14 protein-coding genes are annotated in these 15,826 nt (G+C 40.8%); 11 read left to right on the top strand and 3 right to left on the bottom strand.

Features of this window, described 5'->3' with window-relative positions:
* Positions 1 to 34: 34 nt before the first annotated feature.
* The 3 genes from F947_RS04675 (at position 35) to F947_RS04665 (ending at position 1,866) form a co-directional block, all read left to right on the top strand.
* Positions 35 to 1,246: an MFS transporter gene (locus tag F947_RS04675; protein WP_004972780.1), complete on the top strand. Its 1,212-nt coding sequence runs from the start codon at positions 35 to 37 to the stop codon at positions 1,244 to 1,246.
* Positions 1,239 to 1,373 (top strand): hypothetical protein, encoded by a 135-nt coding sequence (locus F947_RS14910; RefSeq protein ID WP_004972778.1) that lies wholly within the window; start codon positions 1,239 to 1,241, stop codon positions 1,371 to 1,373. The genes F947_RS04675 and F947_RS14910 overlap by 8 nt, the downstream gene beginning before the upstream one ends.
* Positions 1,374 to 1,440: 67 nt before the next feature.
* Positions 1,441 to 1,866 carry a VOC family protein gene (locus F947_RS04665; protein WP_004972776.1) on the top strand — a complete coding sequence of 142 codons (426 nt, stop codon included), beginning with the start codon at positions 1,441 to 1,443 and terminating at the stop codon, positions 1,864 to 1,866.
* 131 nt (positions 1,867 to 1,997) lie between these two features.
* On the opposite strand, the gene sthA is transcribed toward F947_RS04665, so the two are convergent.
* Positions 1,998 to 3,413: a Si-specific NAD(P)(+) transhydrogenase gene (gene sthA, locus F947_RS04660; RefSeq protein ID WP_004972773.1), complete on the bottom strand. Its 1,416-nt coding sequence runs from the start codon at positions 3,411 to 3,413 to the stop codon at positions 1,998 to 2,000.
* 287 nt (positions 3,414 to 3,700) lie between these two features.
* Here sthA and lipA point away from each other — a divergent pair, with 287 nt between their 5' ends.
* Both lipA and F947_RS04650 read left to right on the top strand, forming a co-directional pair.
* Positions 3,701 to 4,714, top strand: a complete 1,014-nt coding sequence (lipA, locus tag F947_RS04655; RefSeq protein WP_004972772.1) for a lipoyl synthase — start codon at positions 3,701 to 3,703, stop codon at positions 4,712 to 4,714.
* A 211-nt stretch (positions 4,715 to 4,925) separates the two neighbouring features.
* Complete coding sequence (locus tag F947_RS04650; protein ID WP_004972770.1) at positions 4,926 to 5,312, top strand: carboxymuconolactone decarboxylase family protein; 387 nt, start codon at positions 4,926 to 4,928, stop codon at positions 5,310 to 5,312.
* 76 nt (positions 5,313 to 5,388) lie between these two features.
* Here the strand turns inward: F947_RS04650 and F947_RS04645 are convergent, their stop codons facing one another.
* Positions 5,389 to 5,649: a hypothetical protein gene (locus F947_RS04645; protein ID WP_004972768.1), complete on the bottom strand. Its 261-nt coding sequence runs from the start codon at positions 5,647 to 5,649 to the stop codon at positions 5,389 to 5,391.
* A 204-nt stretch (positions 5,650 to 5,853) separates the two neighbouring features.
* Between F947_RS04645 and F947_RS04640 the strand changes: the two genes are divergently transcribed.
* Positions 5,854 to 6,366 carry a tetratricopeptide repeat protein gene (locus F947_RS04640; RefSeq protein ID WP_004972766.1) on the top strand — a complete coding sequence of 171 codons (513 nt, stop codon included), beginning with the start codon at positions 5,854 to 5,856 and terminating at the stop codon, positions 6,364 to 6,366.
* 90 nt (positions 6,367 to 6,456) lie between these two features.
* On the opposite strand, the gene F947_RS04635 is transcribed toward F947_RS04640, so the two are convergent.
* Positions 6,457 to 6,963 (bottom strand): cysteine peptidase family C39 domain-containing protein, encoded by a 507-nt coding sequence (locus F947_RS04635; protein ID WP_004972764.1) that lies wholly within the window; start codon positions 6,961 to 6,963, stop codon positions 6,457 to 6,459.
* A gap of 220 nt (positions 6,964 to 7,183) precedes the next feature.
* Between F947_RS04635 and ahcY the strand changes: the two genes are divergently transcribed.
* From ahcY to F947_RS04610, 5 genes are all read left to right on the top strand, one after another.
* The gene (gene ahcY, locus F947_RS04630; RefSeq protein ID WP_004972762.1) at positions 7,184 to 8,566 is read left to right on the top strand and encodes an adenosylhomocysteinase; all 1,383 of its coding nucleotides are present in this window, start codon (positions 7,184 to 7,186) and stop codon (positions 8,564 to 8,566) included.
* 183 nt (positions 8,567 to 8,749) lie between these two features.
* Positions 8,750 to 9,586, top strand: coding sequence for a methylenetetrahydrofolate reductase [NAD(P)H] (gene metF / locus F947_RS04625; protein ID WP_004972760.1), 837 nt, complete (start codon positions 8,750 to 8,752; stop codon positions 9,584 to 9,586).
* A 41-nt stretch (positions 9,587 to 9,627) separates the two neighbouring features.
* Positions 9,628 to 10,344, top strand: a complete 717-nt coding sequence (locus F947_RS04620; RefSeq protein ID WP_004972758.1) for a 16S rRNA (uracil(1498)-N(3))-methyltransferase — start codon at positions 9,628 to 9,630, stop codon at positions 10,342 to 10,344.
* 185 nt (positions 10,345 to 10,529) lie between these two features.
* On the top strand, positions 10,530 to 13,406 hold the full coding sequence (locus F947_RS04615; RefSeq protein WP_004972756.1) for a bifunctional diguanylate cyclase/phosphodiesterase: 2,877 nt from the start codon (positions 10,530 to 10,532) through the stop codon (positions 13,404 to 13,406).
* Between the two features lie 139 nt (positions 13,407 to 13,545).
* A complete protein-coding gene (locus tag F947_RS04610; protein ID WP_004972754.1) occupies positions 13,546 to 15,825 on the top strand; it encodes an NADP-dependent malic enzyme in 2,280 nt (759 codons plus the stop codon).
* Position 15,826: the final 1 nt, after the last annotated feature.

Genomic DNA, 15,826 nt, shown 5'->3' with positions numbered 1-15,826 from the left:
CCATAACAAGCTGTTAGCCATACGTGGATGCCTTATGTCGAATGCTCAATTTTCCAAACCTCTAATTTATATGTTAATTGGAAGCGCCATTATTTTGGCATTATCGCTTGGGGTTCGGCATGCATTTGGTTTGTATTTGGTACCGATGAGCCATGAATTTGGCTGGGGACATAATGTCTTTAGTTTAGCCATTGCCATGCAAAACCTGATTTGGGGTGCAGTCCAACCCATCACAGGTGCTTTTGCAGACAAATACGGCAGTAAAATTGTAGTTGCAGTTGGTGGTGCACTGTATGCACTCGGCTTATTGCTCATGGCCGTCAGCTCGACTGGGTTATTGCTAAATTTAAGTGTGGGTTTAATTTTAGGTTTGGCACTTTCTGCAACCTCTTTCCCTGTGCTACTTTCTGCAGTAGGTCGCGCTGCTCCTCCAGAAAAGCGTAGCCTTGCAATGGGTATTGCCAGTGCTGCAGGCTCGTTTGGGCAATTTATCATGTTGCCATCGACCTTATTGTTATTACAAAGTGTAGGTTGGTCGGGCGCATTAATTGTCAGTGCGATTTTAATTGCCTTGATTGTTCCTTTGGCATGGATGCTCAAAGCACCCATGTATCAAAACCCTAATGCAAGTTCAGTCAGCCAACCCGCTTTAGGCTTTAAGCAGGTTTTGGTGATTGCCAAAAACCATAAACCCTTTTGGTTTTTAGCTTTGGGCTTTTTTGTCTGTGGCTTTCAAGTGGTTTTTATCGGGATTCACCTCCCTAGCTACTTAATTGATCATGGCTTTAATGCAACCACAGGCACAGTTTTTCTAGCACTCGTGGGCTTATTTAATATTGTAGGCACCTATACGGCGGGTTGGTTAGGCGGTCGCTATTCGAAACCGCATTTGCTGATGTGGCTTTACGGACTACGCGGCATTGCCATTATCGCCTTTTTAATCCTGCCTTTAAGCATCTGGACAATTTATGCATTCGGGATCATTATGGGTTTATTGTGGTTATCTACAGTGCCTTTGACCAATGGTATTGTGGCAAATATGTTTGGGATTAAGTACCTGACCATGCTCAGCGGCATTGTGTTTTTCACACACCAAGTCGGCTCATTTTTTGGTGGATGGCTTGGCGGTTTAAATCACGATCTGACAGGTAACTATAATGCAATCTGGATTGTTTCTATTGCTTTAAGTGCGTTTGCGGTCTTGGTCCATTTTTGGGTAGATGAGGAGCACGTCATTCATGACTAATTCTTTATTTAATTTTAAAGTGCTGCTCGCGCTGGCGGTTATTGCCCTGCTCGTCTTTTCAATTTTTTTATGGATGCAAACGCCACAACTATTCGAATATTTTAATCAGGCGTTTTGTGCGCATTAAAACCCAATCTCTAAAATATTAAGTCTATTTTGCTATTCAAAATTCCGCTTTAGACATGGAGCGTCTTATGCAGATTCAATTGCATCGTGGAAGACTGATTGACCATATTCATCTTGTGGTGAATGACCTTGAGGCAAGTCGAGCATTTTATACCACCATCTTGGCAGTGTTGGATATTCCAGTTATGGGAACAGCCAATGATCACTTTTGGGCAGATGAACTCTTTATCTCGTCAGTAGAAAGCCCTGCCGCACAAGGTACACTCACTGGGCGTCATCATCTCGCCTTTCAAGCTAAAAATCGTCAAATGGTCAATGCTTTCTATCTTGCAGCATTGGCGCATGGTGGTAGATGCAATGGCAAACCTGATGAACGTGCTTATCATCCTGGTTATTATGCAGCTTATGTGCTTGATCCTGATGGTAACAATATTGAAGCTGTTTTTCATGGCGAAGCACAACGCAGTGCAGCATCGGTCATGATTGATATTTAATACTCTATGTTCCACAAATCAACTTTCCCTCAATGCATAAATTTTCCTACAGCAAGGCAATAAAAAACACCCCACAAAAATGATCTTATGAGGTGTTCTAAATTTTCTATTTTGCAGTCAGCAGAATCTGCTTAAAACAAACGATTCATCCCATTCAAGGTCGCCACACGATACGCTTCCGCCATGGTTGGGTAGTTGAATGTGGTTTCCACAAAATACTTAATGGTATTGTTCGGGCTGTTCATCACCGCCTGAACAATGTGGATAATCTCTGCCGCATTATTACCAAAGCAATGCACACCCAATACTTCTAAAGTGTCACGGTGGAATAAAATCTTCAATTCACCCACTGTATCACCCGTAATTTGCGCACGCGCTAAATGACGGAAAGATGCCTGACCAACTTCATAAGGAATTTTTTCTTCCGTCAATTCCTGCTCAGTTTTACCAATCGAAGAAATTTCTGGAATGGTATAAATACCTGTTGGAATATCGGTCACAGGCGCAACATTTTCTTCGCCACTCATATTTGCACCCGCGCAACGACCTTGGTCATAGGCAGCTGATGCTAACGAAGGCCAACCAATTACATCGCCCGCAGCATAAATATTCTCTACTTCGGTTTGATATTGATCATTGACTGTTAACTGACCACGGCTGTTTGGCTTAAGTTCGACATTTTCAAGACCTAAACCATCGGTATTACCCGAACGACCGTTACACCACAAAATCGCATCGGCTTTGATTTTCTTGCCACTTTGCAAATATAAAACCACGTGATCATCAAAAGTTTCTAAATGATCAATTTGCTCATTGTGGCGAATCAGTACCCCTTGCGCACGCAAGTGATATGACAAGGCATCTGAAATTTCATCATCCAAATAGCTGAGCAATTTGTGCTGAGTATTAATCAAATCAACTTTATGATCTAAACCAATGAAGATGGATGCATATTCACAACCAATCACACCCGCGCCATAAATAATAATTTTTTGAATCGAGAAATCCAAATCCAAAATTTTGTCTGAATCAAATACACGTGGATGGTTGAAATCCAACATTTCTGGACGATATGGACGGCTACCTGTCGCAATCACAATTTGCTGACACATAATGGTTTCTTTAATGCCATCTGCACCAAATACCAAGACCGTATTTTTATCTTGGATATAAGCACGACCATGATAAATCGCAATTTCATTACGGTCATAAAAGCGAGAGTGCGTTTCAACTTGCTGCTGAATAACTTTATGCGCACTTTGCAACACTTGCTTCATGGTGAACTGACGCCAATCGCCCATTTTTTTAAACATTGGGTCACGGCGATAACGGATAATATTCGACACTGTCTGACGCAATGCTTTACTTGGAATGGTACCCACATGGGTACAGTTACCGCCAAGCTGCTCACGAACATCTACAATCGCAACACGCTTACCAGATTTGGCAAGTTTCATTGCCGCGCCTTCACCCGCAGGGCCTGAACCGAGAACAACCGCATCGTACTTCACGAAAGTTCCACTAACGACCTCTTTTTTACGTGGCATTCAACGCTCCTTTTCTTTAAATCTGTCTTTTCAATGGGCTATATTATGACGTAAATCTTTTGAATTTTCTGTATTTACTGTGCATATATTACGTGATAACCACATTTTTTATATGAATATCGTTTTTACCCAATTTAAGCACAATTTCGTTATAATAACCGTCTTATGATGAAGTTAAGGTGACATTTTACTTTTGCACTTAGATTCGGTTTAATCAGACTCTATTTCACGTAAAATCTAGCCTACACTAAATCTCTCCCCTTTCAAAAACAGTGGAAAAGTTGAATATGTCTGCAAACCGTAAACCAGAACAGGGTGTCAAACTTCGTGGTGCTGAAAAAGTCGCACGTATTCCTGTAAAAGTTGTTCCTACGGTTGAAACGCCTCGTAAACCTGACTGGATTCGGGTCAAAATGACGGCACCAGAAGAAGTTCAACGTATTAAAACCACTTTGCGTCAGCAAAAATTGCACACCGTTTGTGAAGAAGCCGCTTGTCCAAACCTTCCAGAATGCTTTGGTGGTGGTACAGCAACCTTTATGATCATGGGTGATATTTGTACCCGTCGCTGCCCGTTCTGTGATGTTGCGCATGGTCGTCCAAATGCACTAGATCCTGAAGAACCTCGTCACATGGCAGAAACCATTGCCAACTTATGCTTAAAATATGCCGTGATCACCTCTGTAGACCGTGATGACTTGTTAGATGGTGGTGCACAACATTTTGTCGATTGTATTAAAGAAGCCCGCTCTTTAAGCCCAAATACGTTGTTAGAAATTTTGGTGCCAGACTTCCGTGGTCGTATGGATATTGCACTACGCATTATGACCGAATGTCCGCCAGATGTTTTTAACCACAACATTGAAACTGTGCCACGCTTATATAAAGCCATGCGTCCGGGTTCAGACTATCAGCACTCTTTGAACTTGCTGAAAATGTTTAAAGAATATTGCCCAGATATTCCAACCAAATGCGGTTTGATGGTAGGTATTGGAGAATCTGAAGAAGAAGTTATTGCACTGTTAGATGATCTTAAAGCGCACGATGTAGATTATGTGACCATTGGTCAATATTTACAGCCATCTAAAGAACATGCGCCAATTGACCGCTTTGTAACACCTGAAGAATTTGAGCGTTATACAGCGCATGGTCAAAAGTTAGGTTTTAAAAATATTTGGGCTGCGCCAATGGTACGTTCAAGTTATTTTGCAGACCGTCAATATTATGGTGAACCTGTACCAACAGTACGTCGTAAAGCCGACCCTGCTAAAAAAATTAGCGTGCAAACCATTGAAGCTTAACACTCGCTTATTTCAAAATTTGCGATAAAGCTAAAACAGCCCCGACTTTATGTTCGGGGTTTTTTATACCTTGTGGATATATTAAAAATAGATAGATGTGAATATTTTTTGATGGTCTACGACCAAGTGCGCATGGTGTCATCGCCATAAATTGTTAATCTATGCACTTAATCTATACACCGAGCTCAAACAATAAAACAGGGATAGTAAAATGTCACAACAAGACTATGACAATGGCTTAAAAGTTCGCACTGAAGTCATGGGCGAAAGCTTTGTAAAACGCGCACAGGACAACACTGTACCATTTACCCAACCTTTGCAGGACTGGATTAATGAACATGCATGGGGTTCAACTTGGCAACGTGAAGGTGTGTTACCACGCAAATATCGTTCCTTAATTACTATCGCCTTTTTAACTGCTTTAAAAAGCCCGACAGAGCTTAAAGGACATATTCGTGGTGCGCTAAATAACGGGGCAAGTGTCGAAGAAATTCAGGAAGTCTTGTTACACAGCTTGCCTTATTGTGGCGCACCTGCAACTCAGGAAGCTTTTCGCGCAGCGTTGGAAGTTTTGGCAGAACATACTGCAAATACTTAAACGCAATCTAAATCAAAAATATAAACGCTCGACATTTCACTAAAACTATTTGGTGAAATGTCGGTAGAGTTGAGTTTTAAATCCAATACACATTAAAGCTATAAAAGAACTCATTTAACTCAAAGCGCACCTGATAACCCAAATCAGTCAGCTGTGCCGATAAATTTCGAATATCTTCTAAAGGTAAATGTTTTGGCAGCACAGTAAAAACTGCGGTATTGCCCTGCTTGGCATTCTCTTCGATTAAAGACGCCAAACGCTGCTTATATAATTCAATATCTAGCTTGGCATGATCTGAATAAACTTTTGCTTGTTCAGCAGTTAAAAAATTTGCCATCTTATTGTTCTCATTATGACCATGTTTAACATTCAGCATATTGAAACTTGACGATATGGCTCAAGTGATTTTTTGTTATTGTCTGCATAAACGCATGATCAATTAACCCTAATTTTTTAAAAAATCACACCGAAGATGGCTTTTTCCCAGCAGACCTTTTAGGCTATCGCACAATCTTATGTTGTAATTTTGCTGGATGACATTATGTCAGAATCTGTTTCAATCTCCCCTGCGCTAATGAACCGCGCCATTGCAGGACAAGCCGATGCCCAATTTGAAATGGCGGTGCTGTATATGCAAAGCGATTTTAATGAAGATATTGAACTTGCCGAACAATGGGCGCTCAAAGCTGCCGCAAACGGACATATCGAAGCCATGTATTGGCTTGGTGAAGGCTATACCGTATATGCCAAAGATGTTCTAGAAGATGACCCTGAAGATGCCAAACAACATTTTGAAGATGCTTTTGTCTGGCTCAAAAAAGCCAGTGATGCACAACACCCTGCCGCTATTTTAGAGTTGGCAGGCTACTACCGTCGTGGTGATGTGGTTGAACAAGATGTCGCTCGCTCTGTGGCATTGGTACAGCAAGCAGCAGAATTGGGCGAAGTACAAGCCATGCGAGACCTTGCTTTTATTTATGCAAATGCTTTGGGTGTAGATGCTGACGAAAATAAAGCTGAATATTGGACACAAAAAGCAGACGCAGCGGAGTAATCCCTTTGTCTAGCCAATCAATTGATGGGCTAGACAATTTTTTGCATGACTCGAATCGTCATTGAATAAAGCTTAGACTTTGAATAACACTTAGACTTCGACCACAATTACTTGTCTGCAAATGCCCTCTTGCTGACGCTGTTGTTCAAACACAGCCGCAGGCATCGGCTCAAAACTGTCAAAGAAACAAATTTCAGCATCATCAATTGAATATAGCAATGAGTGATTGCCCACGCCTTCTAAAGTGTCGTAGTAGACAATTACAAATTTATTTTCATCAAATGCGTGCTGAATTTGCTGATAGCCGATTGCCGCCAATACAGGCAATTTAAGCTGTTTAGCTTCGGCATAACTTAACTTTTCTGCATCTTGTAAATCTGGGTCAGGGTCAGTATAAAACTGCACATTAAAGCCAAACTTTTTCAGTCCAACAGCCAAACCAATTGTGGTTGTGCCCTGCTCTGGCGTATAACCACACACTTCAATCAATTGTTGAATATCGGCATCAATTCCTAAGTGTCGTAGCAACATCCACACTGCGTAAATCCCGCCGTTGGCTTCTAAATTTGCCAACTCTTGAGGAAGCTTTAAAGCCATCATTCAATCTCAAAAATATGTTTGTAGTGATAATAAACAAAACATGATTGGAACTGAATCAATTTCCAAGTACAATATCGCGCTAGTCGAGGGATGCTGCGACGTTTTACAGGCACGAAATGTAAAATCGCCAGGCTCGACCAGCATAGCAACGCGTTTGCTATGCAAGAAACGGCATCCGCGAACTGAATGATCAATTGTTTTTTATAAGGAGATCGTGATGAACGCGGTTAATGCTTCATTTACAGATTATAAAGTTGCCGATATCACACTAGCTGATTTTGGTCGTAAAGAAATCAAACTTGCAGAAGCAGAAATGCCAGCCCTTATGGGTTTGCGTAAGCGCTACTCAGCTGCAAAACCTCTTGCAGGCGCGAAAATTCTCGGCTGTATCCACATGACCATTCAAACTGCTGTTTTAATTGAAACGCTAGTTGAATTGGGCGCAGAAGTTCGTTGGACTTCTTGTAACATTTTCTCTACTCAAGACCACGCTGCTGCAGCAATTGCTGCTTCAGGTGTGCCTGTTTTTGCTTGGAAAGGCGAAACTGAAGAAGAATATGTATGGTGTCTTGAACAACAAATTAATGTAAATGGCACACCATGGGATGCCAACATGATTTTGGACGATGGCGGTGACTTAACTGCACTTGTTCACGAGAAATATCCTGCATTATTAGAGCGCATTCACGGTATTACTGAAGAAACCACTACGGGCGTACAACGTCTAATTGAAATGTGGAAAGATGGTTCTTTAAAAGTGCCTGCAATTAACGTCAACGACTCTGTGACTAAATCTAAAAACGACAATAAATACGGTTGCCGTCACTCACTCAACGATGCGATTAAACGTGGTACAGACATGTTATTGTCTGGTCGTCGTGCATTGGTTATTGGTTATGGTGATGTAGGTAAAGGTTCTGCACAATCTTTACGTCAAGAAGGCATGATTGTTCGTGTTTCTGAAATTGACCCAATTTGTGCAATGCAAGCATGTATGGATGGTTACGAAGTTGTATCTCCGTACAAGAATGGCGTACAAACAGGCAATAAAGCAGACGTGAACCTAGAGCTTTTAGAAAATACTGACTTGATTGTGACTACAACAGGTAACTATCACGTGTGTGACGCAGCAATGCTAGATACACTTAAAGCAGGCGCTGTTGTATGCAACATTGGTCACTTCGATACTGAAATCGACACCAACTACTTACGTGGTTATAAGTGGGTTGAAGTGAAGCCACAAGTACACCAAGTGTATCGTTCAGAAAACGAAAACGATTATTTAATCTTGCTTTCTGAAGGTCGTTTAGTGAACTTGGGTAACGCAACAGGTCACCCATCACGTATTATGGACGGTTCTTTTGCGAACCAAGTATTGGCACAAATGCACTTATTTGCAGAGAAATTTGCCGATCTTCCTGCCGATCAAAAACAAGCGGCAATTCGTGTTGAAATCTTACCGAAAAAACTAGACGAAGAAGTTGCTGCTGCAATGGTTGCTGGTTTTGGTGGTGTATTAACACAATTGACTCAAGTACAAGCGGACTACTTAGGTGTAGCTGTTGAAGGTCCGTTTAAATCGGATGCTTATAAATACTAAGTTTTTAATCCTTCTCCCTAACCCTCTCTCATAGGGAGAGGGAATGATTCATTGTTTAATGAATGTATTCGAGGGTAAGTCCTCTCCTGAGCAAGTTTAAAGCACTGCTTTTAAACCCAGCGCAAGAGAGGATTTAGGAGAGGTGAAAAAATATAAATAAGTATTTATAACAAGGATTTAATCATGACCAAACAAGTTCCTATTTCATTTGAATTTTTCCCATCTAAAACCGATGTAGGTGCAGAAAAACTCAAAGTTGTGCATCAAGAATTACAACTTTTAAATCCAGAGTTTTTTTCTATCACTTATGGTGCAGGTGGTTCTACTCGTGAACGTACTTTATCGACCATTAGCGACTTCAATGGCAAAGGCACACCTGTAGCGCCGCACCTGTCTTGTATTGGTGATGACAAAGCGCGTATTGCTGAATTGCTTGATATTTATAAAGCACAAGGCATTGACCGCATTGTGGCTTTGCGTGGTGATTTACCTTCAGGTCAAGTTGGTTTAGGCGAATTGCCGTATGCCTCTGACTTGGTACGTTTTATTCGTGAACATTCAGGTGATCATTTTCACATTGAAGTTGCGGCTTATCCTGAAATGCATCCACAAGCCGATCACTTTGATCAAGACATTAAAAACTTTGTCACCAAAGTAAATGCAGGTGCTAATGCTGCCATCACGCAGTTCTTTTTCAATCCAGATGCGTACTTCTACTTTGTAGAACGTATTCAAAAACAAGGTGTGAATATTCCTGTTGCGCCTGGCATTATGCCGATTACCAATGCCAGCAATTTAATTCGCTTTGCAGATGGTACAGGTGCGGAAATTCCACGTTGGATTCGCAAACAATTGGCAACTTATGGTGATGACACAGCTTCAATCAAAGCTTTTGGTCATGAGGTAATCATTAAACTGTGCGAACGCCTGATTGCAGGTGGTGCGCCAAGTTTGCATTTTTACACCATGAACAACACCGAACCGACTCGTCAATTAGTGACAGATCTTGGTTTGGCTTAAGCTGTATTTTTCATATTTATTGACTTGAACGAGTAATCCCTATGCCCCGTTTTTATATTGAGGCTGAATTAGCAGTAGATACACAAGTTGAACTGACTGAAACAGTATTTCATCACTGGGTGAAAGTACTACGCGCACAAGTCGGTGAAACCGCCACCTTGTTCAATGGGCAAGGTGGTGAATATGAAGTGGAACTGGTTGAAGTTACCAAAAAAACAGCGCAAGTGCAGATTAAAAGTTTTAATCCAGACAATCGCATCCCAAGCTTTAGCGCCTTATTAGGACAAGTAATGAGCAAAGGCGATCGTATGGATTATGCGATTCAAAAAGCGGTAGAGCTTGGCGTGACTAACATTCAGTTGCTCACCTCTGAACGCTGTGAAATGCGCTTAAAATATGACCGCGATCAAAAAAAATTAGATCATTGGCAAGGCATTGCCATTGCAGCCTGTGAACAATGTGGCATGAATATCGTACCGAAAATTTTAGCCCCACTACGTTTAGAGGACTGGCTGAATAGTGACCTTCCTACCACCAAATTAGTGTTAGCACCGAATAAAGATCAAGTAGATGTGCTAAACAATGTCAGTAAAGATTTGGCTTTATTAATTGGGCCTGAAGGTGGTTTAAGCGAAACAGAAATTAGCGCTGCCAATGCGGTTGGCTTTCAAAACTGGTGTATTGGTACTCGGGTATTACGCACTGAAACCGCACCTGTGGTTGCTTTAGCTCTCTTAAATTATCGCTTGGCTGAGTAATTTATCCGTTTTTACAGAAATCGATTGCCAATAACATTGCAATTTATAAAGTACAGGATTAATCTCGAACAATATATTAAAAAATTTGCATAAATTTAAACACAAAACAGCAATATTTTATGCATGAAAGTGATGTTATTTAAAAATATAAATGATGGAATCATTTAACTAGATTTTGGGGAAGTATGTCAGACGCTCAAGATGAATTGTTGCAGCAATACTTAGATGCTGCGCAAATCACCAATACCATTCGGCTTATTCGATTCTTTTTGGTCAGCATCCTGATTGTTTGCCTGTATGTGTTTTTTATTTATCAAATTTCTTTCTCACAGTCATCACCCTACCTCAATATCTGGTTTATTCTCACTGAACTGACCATTGGTTTGTGTTTACTGCTCACTGCGATTCACTTTAAAGCAGGACAATATCAACTCCAACATGCAGATCGCTGGTTAAAATTGGTATGTTTCTTAATCGGAACTGCAATCGCAGTTGGGGTAACTTTGCTGTATTACTTTTTACCCCATCAAAACCCTGAACTGAACATCCATGAAGCCATTATTCTAGCCGCCTTATTAATTATTGTGAGTCAAACCTTTGCACTCACCTTTTTAACGCAACGCTTGAGTTATTTTTGTTGGGTATTCATTCCAGTCATTACGCCCTATATTGCCGCGCAGTTTTTAATTCGTTCTGAAACTTCTGCTTTCTTTTTTCTGGCAACAAATTTTGCATTAATCACCTTACTCATTTGTGCCAATACTTCAATGCATATGCATCGTCGGTTATCGAGCATCAATTTTAAAAACGACCAATTAAAAAAAGCCGCAGAGCAACAAGTTGACTGGACAGATCAACTCCGCCAACAATTGCAAGTGGAAATGAACAAATCTAAAGATATTGAATTACAACTGCAATTTAACAATCAAATACTGGAACAAAAAATTAGAGAACGTACCTTTGACTTAGAACAAACCCATCTAGATTTAATCAATCAACAACATAGTTTAATTTTGGCACATGAAGCCGCAGGTATTAAAGCGTGGGACTGGAATATCAGAGAAAGAAGCATTGTCTTTGGCACTGGCTCACAGCAAACTCGTTTAAAAAACTCCAAAAAGCATCGGAATAAATTACAGCAATTAATTCACCGTGATGATATTGCACACCTTCATCAAACCATGAAAGAGCATTTACGTGGTCAGACAGAACGCTATGAAGCCACTTATCGCATACAACATAATTCAGGTCAATGGTATTGGGTGCAAGATATTGGGCGGGTAATTGAGCGTGATCCTGTCACCAATAAACCTTTACGCATGGTCGGGGTTCGCCGTGACATTCACCAAGAACGGATTGCACAAGAACGCTTAAAACTCACTGCTAGCGTACTTGAACAAGCAGCTGAAGGTATTTTTATTTTAGATGAAAACCTGCGCTATATTGAAAGCAATCCATTCTATGCACAAATGAGTGGATTTCAACGTGACCATATTATAGGTAAATATCTGTTTGATTTAGTCAAATCCAACAAAGCAAATCCACGCATGACACAAGAGGAAATTGTTCAACAATTACTCAACAAGGGTGAATATCATACTGAAAAGAGTATAAAATTCCGCTCAGGAAAAGAATTAGAAGTTCGTTTGCATATCAATGCAGTCAAAGATGAGCAAAACCGTATTATTAATTATATAGGAATTGTGTCTGATTTAACCGAACATAAACTACAAGAACAGCGTTTATCCTATTTAGAAAATTATGATGCGCTGACCGATCTCCCCAATCGTTTTTATTATAATTATCAACTACATCAATATCTTATTTCACAGCAAGATTCATTGCAGCAATTGGCAGTCATTCGACTCAATATTGACCGTTTCAGACCTTTAAACGAATATTTAAGCAATAATGGTGGCGATGAATTACTCCGCCAAGTGGCGCAGCGTTTACGTATCACCAATGCCGAAGCGCTGTTTGTTGCACACTTAAATGGCGATGATTTTGCAATTGTTTATGAAATTTCTCATATTCGCCCTTCAATCGAAGAGCACTGTGAACGTATCACCAAAGCCTTTAATTTGCCGTTTAATGTACAGGGACAAGAACATATTATTACCCTATCGATGGGGGTTTCCCTCTATCCTGAACATGGACGCCAGTTGGATTATCTAAATAATTGTGCTGAACAAGCCTTGTCTGAGGCTAAGCGTTTAGGTGGCAATACCATTAAATATTACACTTTAGACAACACCAAACTGCTAGAGCAGGATGTACATTTAGAGCGTGACTTACGCCAAGCCATTAAAAATGATGAATTAATTGTATATTATCAACCTAAAATTGATTTCCATAATTATCAGGTGATCGGGTTTGAAGCATTGGTGCGCTGGCAGCATCCAACCAAAGGCATTATTCCACCCAACCTATTTATTCCTATTGCAGAACAAACCAGTTTAATTTCCGATATTGGTCGGGTTGTAATTCAACAAACTGCCAAGCAAATTCGTGAATGGAATCTGTTAGGTTTTGATCATATCCAAGTATCGGTTAATGTAGTTGCACAACAACTGCAACGTGGTCAATTGCTGCAAGATTTAGATGATGCGATTAATACCTATCAAATTTCAGGTGCAAGCTTAGAATTAGAAATTACCGAATCCTCTTTAGTGGAAAACTCCACAACCGTGAAGTCTTTATTAGATGAAATTAAACAACGTGATATTCATATCGCCTTAGATGATTTTGGTACAGGCTATTCTTCACTTTCTTACTTAACAGACTTCCCAATTGACAGTTTAAAAATAGACCGTAGCTTTGTTTCTAAAATTGGGAATACCAAACAAGAAGCCATTGTTAGTGCCATGATTGCTATGGGCAAAGCCATGGGCATGAGTGTGGTGGCTGAAGGGATTGAAACTGAGCAACAACTGCAATATTTGCAGAATTTAAATTGTGATATTGCGCAGGGGTATTTATTCTCTAGGCCTTTGCCTGAAAGTGAAGCGACCCAATTTCTAAAAGCCAATTTAGTATCGCGCGCTTATCGCTCCTTAATCTGAAACTAGACCCAAAAGCTCTAAGTTTGTTCTAAAAATAAACAGTGACGTCTGTGCTAAGGGGGCAAGTAATGGTATATTCGATAAGATTCATAAAAAAACCACCAGCATCGCTGGCCAACTTGTCACACACGAGATTCAGATGGACGATCAATCATTAAAACAGCAGGCACTTTACTATCACGAATTTCCAACACCAGGAAAAATCAGCGTTACTCCAAGTAAGCAGCTGGTCAACCAACGTGACTTAGCGCTCGCTTACTCACCAGGTGTCGCAGCACCATGTTTAGAGATTGAACGTGATCCTTCAACAGCTGCACTTTATACCGCTCGCGGTAACTTGGTTGCTGTCGTTAGTAACGGTACAGCAGTATTAGGTTTAGGTAATATCGGTCCTTTGGCGTCTAAACCTGTGATGGAAGGTAAAGGCGTACTCTTTAAAAAGTTTGCTGGTGTCGATGTATTTGACATCGAAATTGCTGAAAATGATCCAGACAAAATTGTAGATATTGTTGCAGCATTAGAACCAACTTTTGGTGGTATTAACCTTGAAGACATCAAGGCGCCAGAATGTTTCTACATTGAGCAAAAACTTCGTGAACGCATGAATATTCCTGTGTTCCACGATGACCAACACGGTACGTCAATCATTGTAGGTTCTGCCCTACTCAATGCCTTGTTACTTAACGGCAAGAAAATTGAAGAAATCAAAATCGTTGCTTCAGGTGCAGGTGCAGCCGCACTGTCTTGTTTAGACCTGTTATGTGCATTGGGCGCGAAAAAAGAAAATATCATTGTTGCGGATTCGCGTGGTCTAATCACCACCAAACGTGAAGGTTTGGATGACTCGAAAAAACGCTATATGCAAGACATTGAAGGAACGCAACTTGCTGATGTAATTAGCGGTGCGGATATGTTCCTTGGTCTTTCTGCAGCGGGTATCTTGACCAAAGCTATGGTCAAAGAAATGGCTGAAAATCCAATTATCTTTGCTTTGGCTAACCCAGACCCAGAAATCTTGCCTGAACATGCGCATGAAGTACGTCCAGATGTGATTATGGCAACAGGTCGTTCGGATTATCCGAACCAAGTTAACAACGCACTTTGCTTCCCGTATATTTTCCGTGGTGCATTAGATGTTGGCGCAACTACCATCAACGAAGAAATGAAAATTGCTTGTGTACACGCAATTGCACGCATGGCACACATTGAAGCAGATGCAGCAACTTATGGTGAAAAATCTGCATCATTTGGTCGTGACTATTTAATTCCACGCCCACTTGATCAGCGTTTAATTCTTGAAATTGCACCTGCAGTTGCTCAAGCGGCAATGGATTCAGGTGTAGCAAGTCGTCCAATTCAAGACTTCTCTGCATACCGTCAGCGTTTGTCTGAGTTTGTATATAACTCGGCATTTATGATGAAGCCTATTTTTGCTCAAGCAAAAACTGACCCTAAGCGTATTGCTTATGCAGAAGGTGAAGACTTACGCGTACTTCGTGCAGTACAAATTGCAGTGGATGAAGGCTTGGCTAAACCAATCCTTGTAGGTCGTACCTCAGTGATTGAAGCGAACATTAAAAAGCTAGGTTTACGTCTGGAACATGGCGTGAATATGGAAATTGTAGATCAGGAAAACAACCCGAACTACGAAAAATTTGCAGATGATTACTACACCATCATGCAGCGTAAAGGCGTTACACCTGAATACGCGCAGCGTGAAGCACGTCGTCGCTCTACCCTCATTGCAGCAATGTTAGTGAAACATGGTTTAGCCGATGGTATGTTATGTGGTACTTATTCAAGCTACGACATTCACCTTGATTTCGTAAAAAATGTGATTGGTCTAAAAGAAGGTCGTACTAACTTCTTTACCCTTAACGCATTGATGCTTGAAGATCGCAACTTGTTCATTGCCGACACTTATGTCAACACAAACCCAACTGCTGAACAGTTGGCTGAAATGACACTTTTAGCGGCTGAAGAAGTACGCCGTTTTGGTATGACACCACGCGTTGCTCTACTTTCTCACTCAAGTTTTGGTTCTGACCAACAAGACTCTAGCGCACAAAAAATGCGTAAAGTCTTTGAAATCTTGAGTGAGATTGCACCTGAGCTTGAAGTTGAAGGTGAAATGCACGGTGATGCAGCATTAGACGAAAATATCCGTCATTTTGCTTTCCCGAACTCACGCTTCAAAGGTTCTGCAAACTTGTTGATTATGCCGAACTTAGATGCTGCCAATATTTCATTTAACTTGTTGAAATCGACTTCAGGTAACAATGTTACGATTGGCCCTATCTTGTTAGGTGCAGCAAAACCTGTACATATCTTGACGCCAACTGCTACGACACGTCGTGTTGTGAATATGACTGCCCTCACTGTTGCTGAAATTCAACAAACAGCACAAGTTAAAGCATAAA

It is taken from the genome of Acinetobacter towneri DSM 14962 = CIP 107472, assembly GCF_000368785.1.
GTDB classification, from domain to species: domain Bacteria; phylum Pseudomonadota; class Gammaproteobacteria; order Pseudomonadales; family Moraxellaceae; genus Acinetobacter; species Acinetobacter towneri.
This window is presented reverse-complemented; position numbering and strand designations above follow the sequence as displayed.

Bases quoted from the DNA above. Each gene is read 5' to 3' on its own strand.
- F947_RS04620 (WP_004972758.1), top strand. From the start codon at position 9,628: ATGCCCCGTTTTTATATTGAGGCTGAATTAGCAGTAGATACACAAGTT.
- F947_RS14910 (WP_004972778.1), top strand. From the start codon at position 1,239: ATGACTAATTCTTTATTTAATTTTAAAGTGCTGCTCGCGCTGGCGGTT.
- F947_RS04675 (WP_004972780.1), top strand. From the start codon at position 35: ATGTCGAATGCTCAATTTTCCAAACCTCTAATTTATATGTTAATTGGA.
- F947_RS04610 (WP_004972754.1), top strand. From the start codon at position 13,546: ATGGACGATCAATCATTAAAACAGCAGGCACTTTACTATCACGAATTT.
- F947_RS04665 (WP_004972776.1), top strand. From the start codon at position 1,441: ATGCAGATTCAATTGCATCGTGGAAGACTGATTGACCATATTCATCTT.
- sthA (WP_004972773.1), bottom strand. From the start codon at position 3,413: ATGCCACGTAAAAAAGAGGTCGTTAGTGGAACTTTCGTGAAGTACGAT.
- lipA (WP_004972772.1), top strand. From the start codon at position 3,701: ATGTCTGCAAACCGTAAACCAGAACAGGGTGTCAAACTTCGTGGTGCT.
- F947_RS04645 (WP_004972768.1), bottom strand. From the start codon at position 5,649: ATGGCAAATTTTTTAACTGCTGAACAAGCAAAAGTTTATTCAGATCAT.
- F947_RS04640 (WP_004972766.1), top strand. From the start codon at position 5,854: ATGTCAGAATCTGTTTCAATCTCCCCTGCGCTAATGAACCGCGCCATT.
- F947_RS04615 (WP_004972756.1), top strand. From the start codon at position 10,530: ATGTCAGACGCTCAAGATGAATTGTTGCAGCAATACTTAGATGCTGCG.
- F947_RS04650 (WP_004972770.1), top strand. From the start codon at position 4,926: ATGTCACAACAAGACTATGACAATGGCTTAAAAGTTCGCACTGAAGTC.
- metF (WP_004972760.1), top strand. From the start codon at position 8,750: ATGACCAAACAAGTTCCTATTTCATTTGAATTTTTCCCATCTAAAACC.
- ahcY (WP_004972762.1), top strand. From the start codon at position 7,184: ATGAACGCGGTTAATGCTTCATTTACAGATTATAAAGTTGCCGATATC.
- F947_RS04635 (WP_004972764.1), bottom strand. From the start codon at position 6,963: ATGGCTTTAAAGCTTCCTCAAGAGTTGGCAAATTTAGAAGCCAACGGC.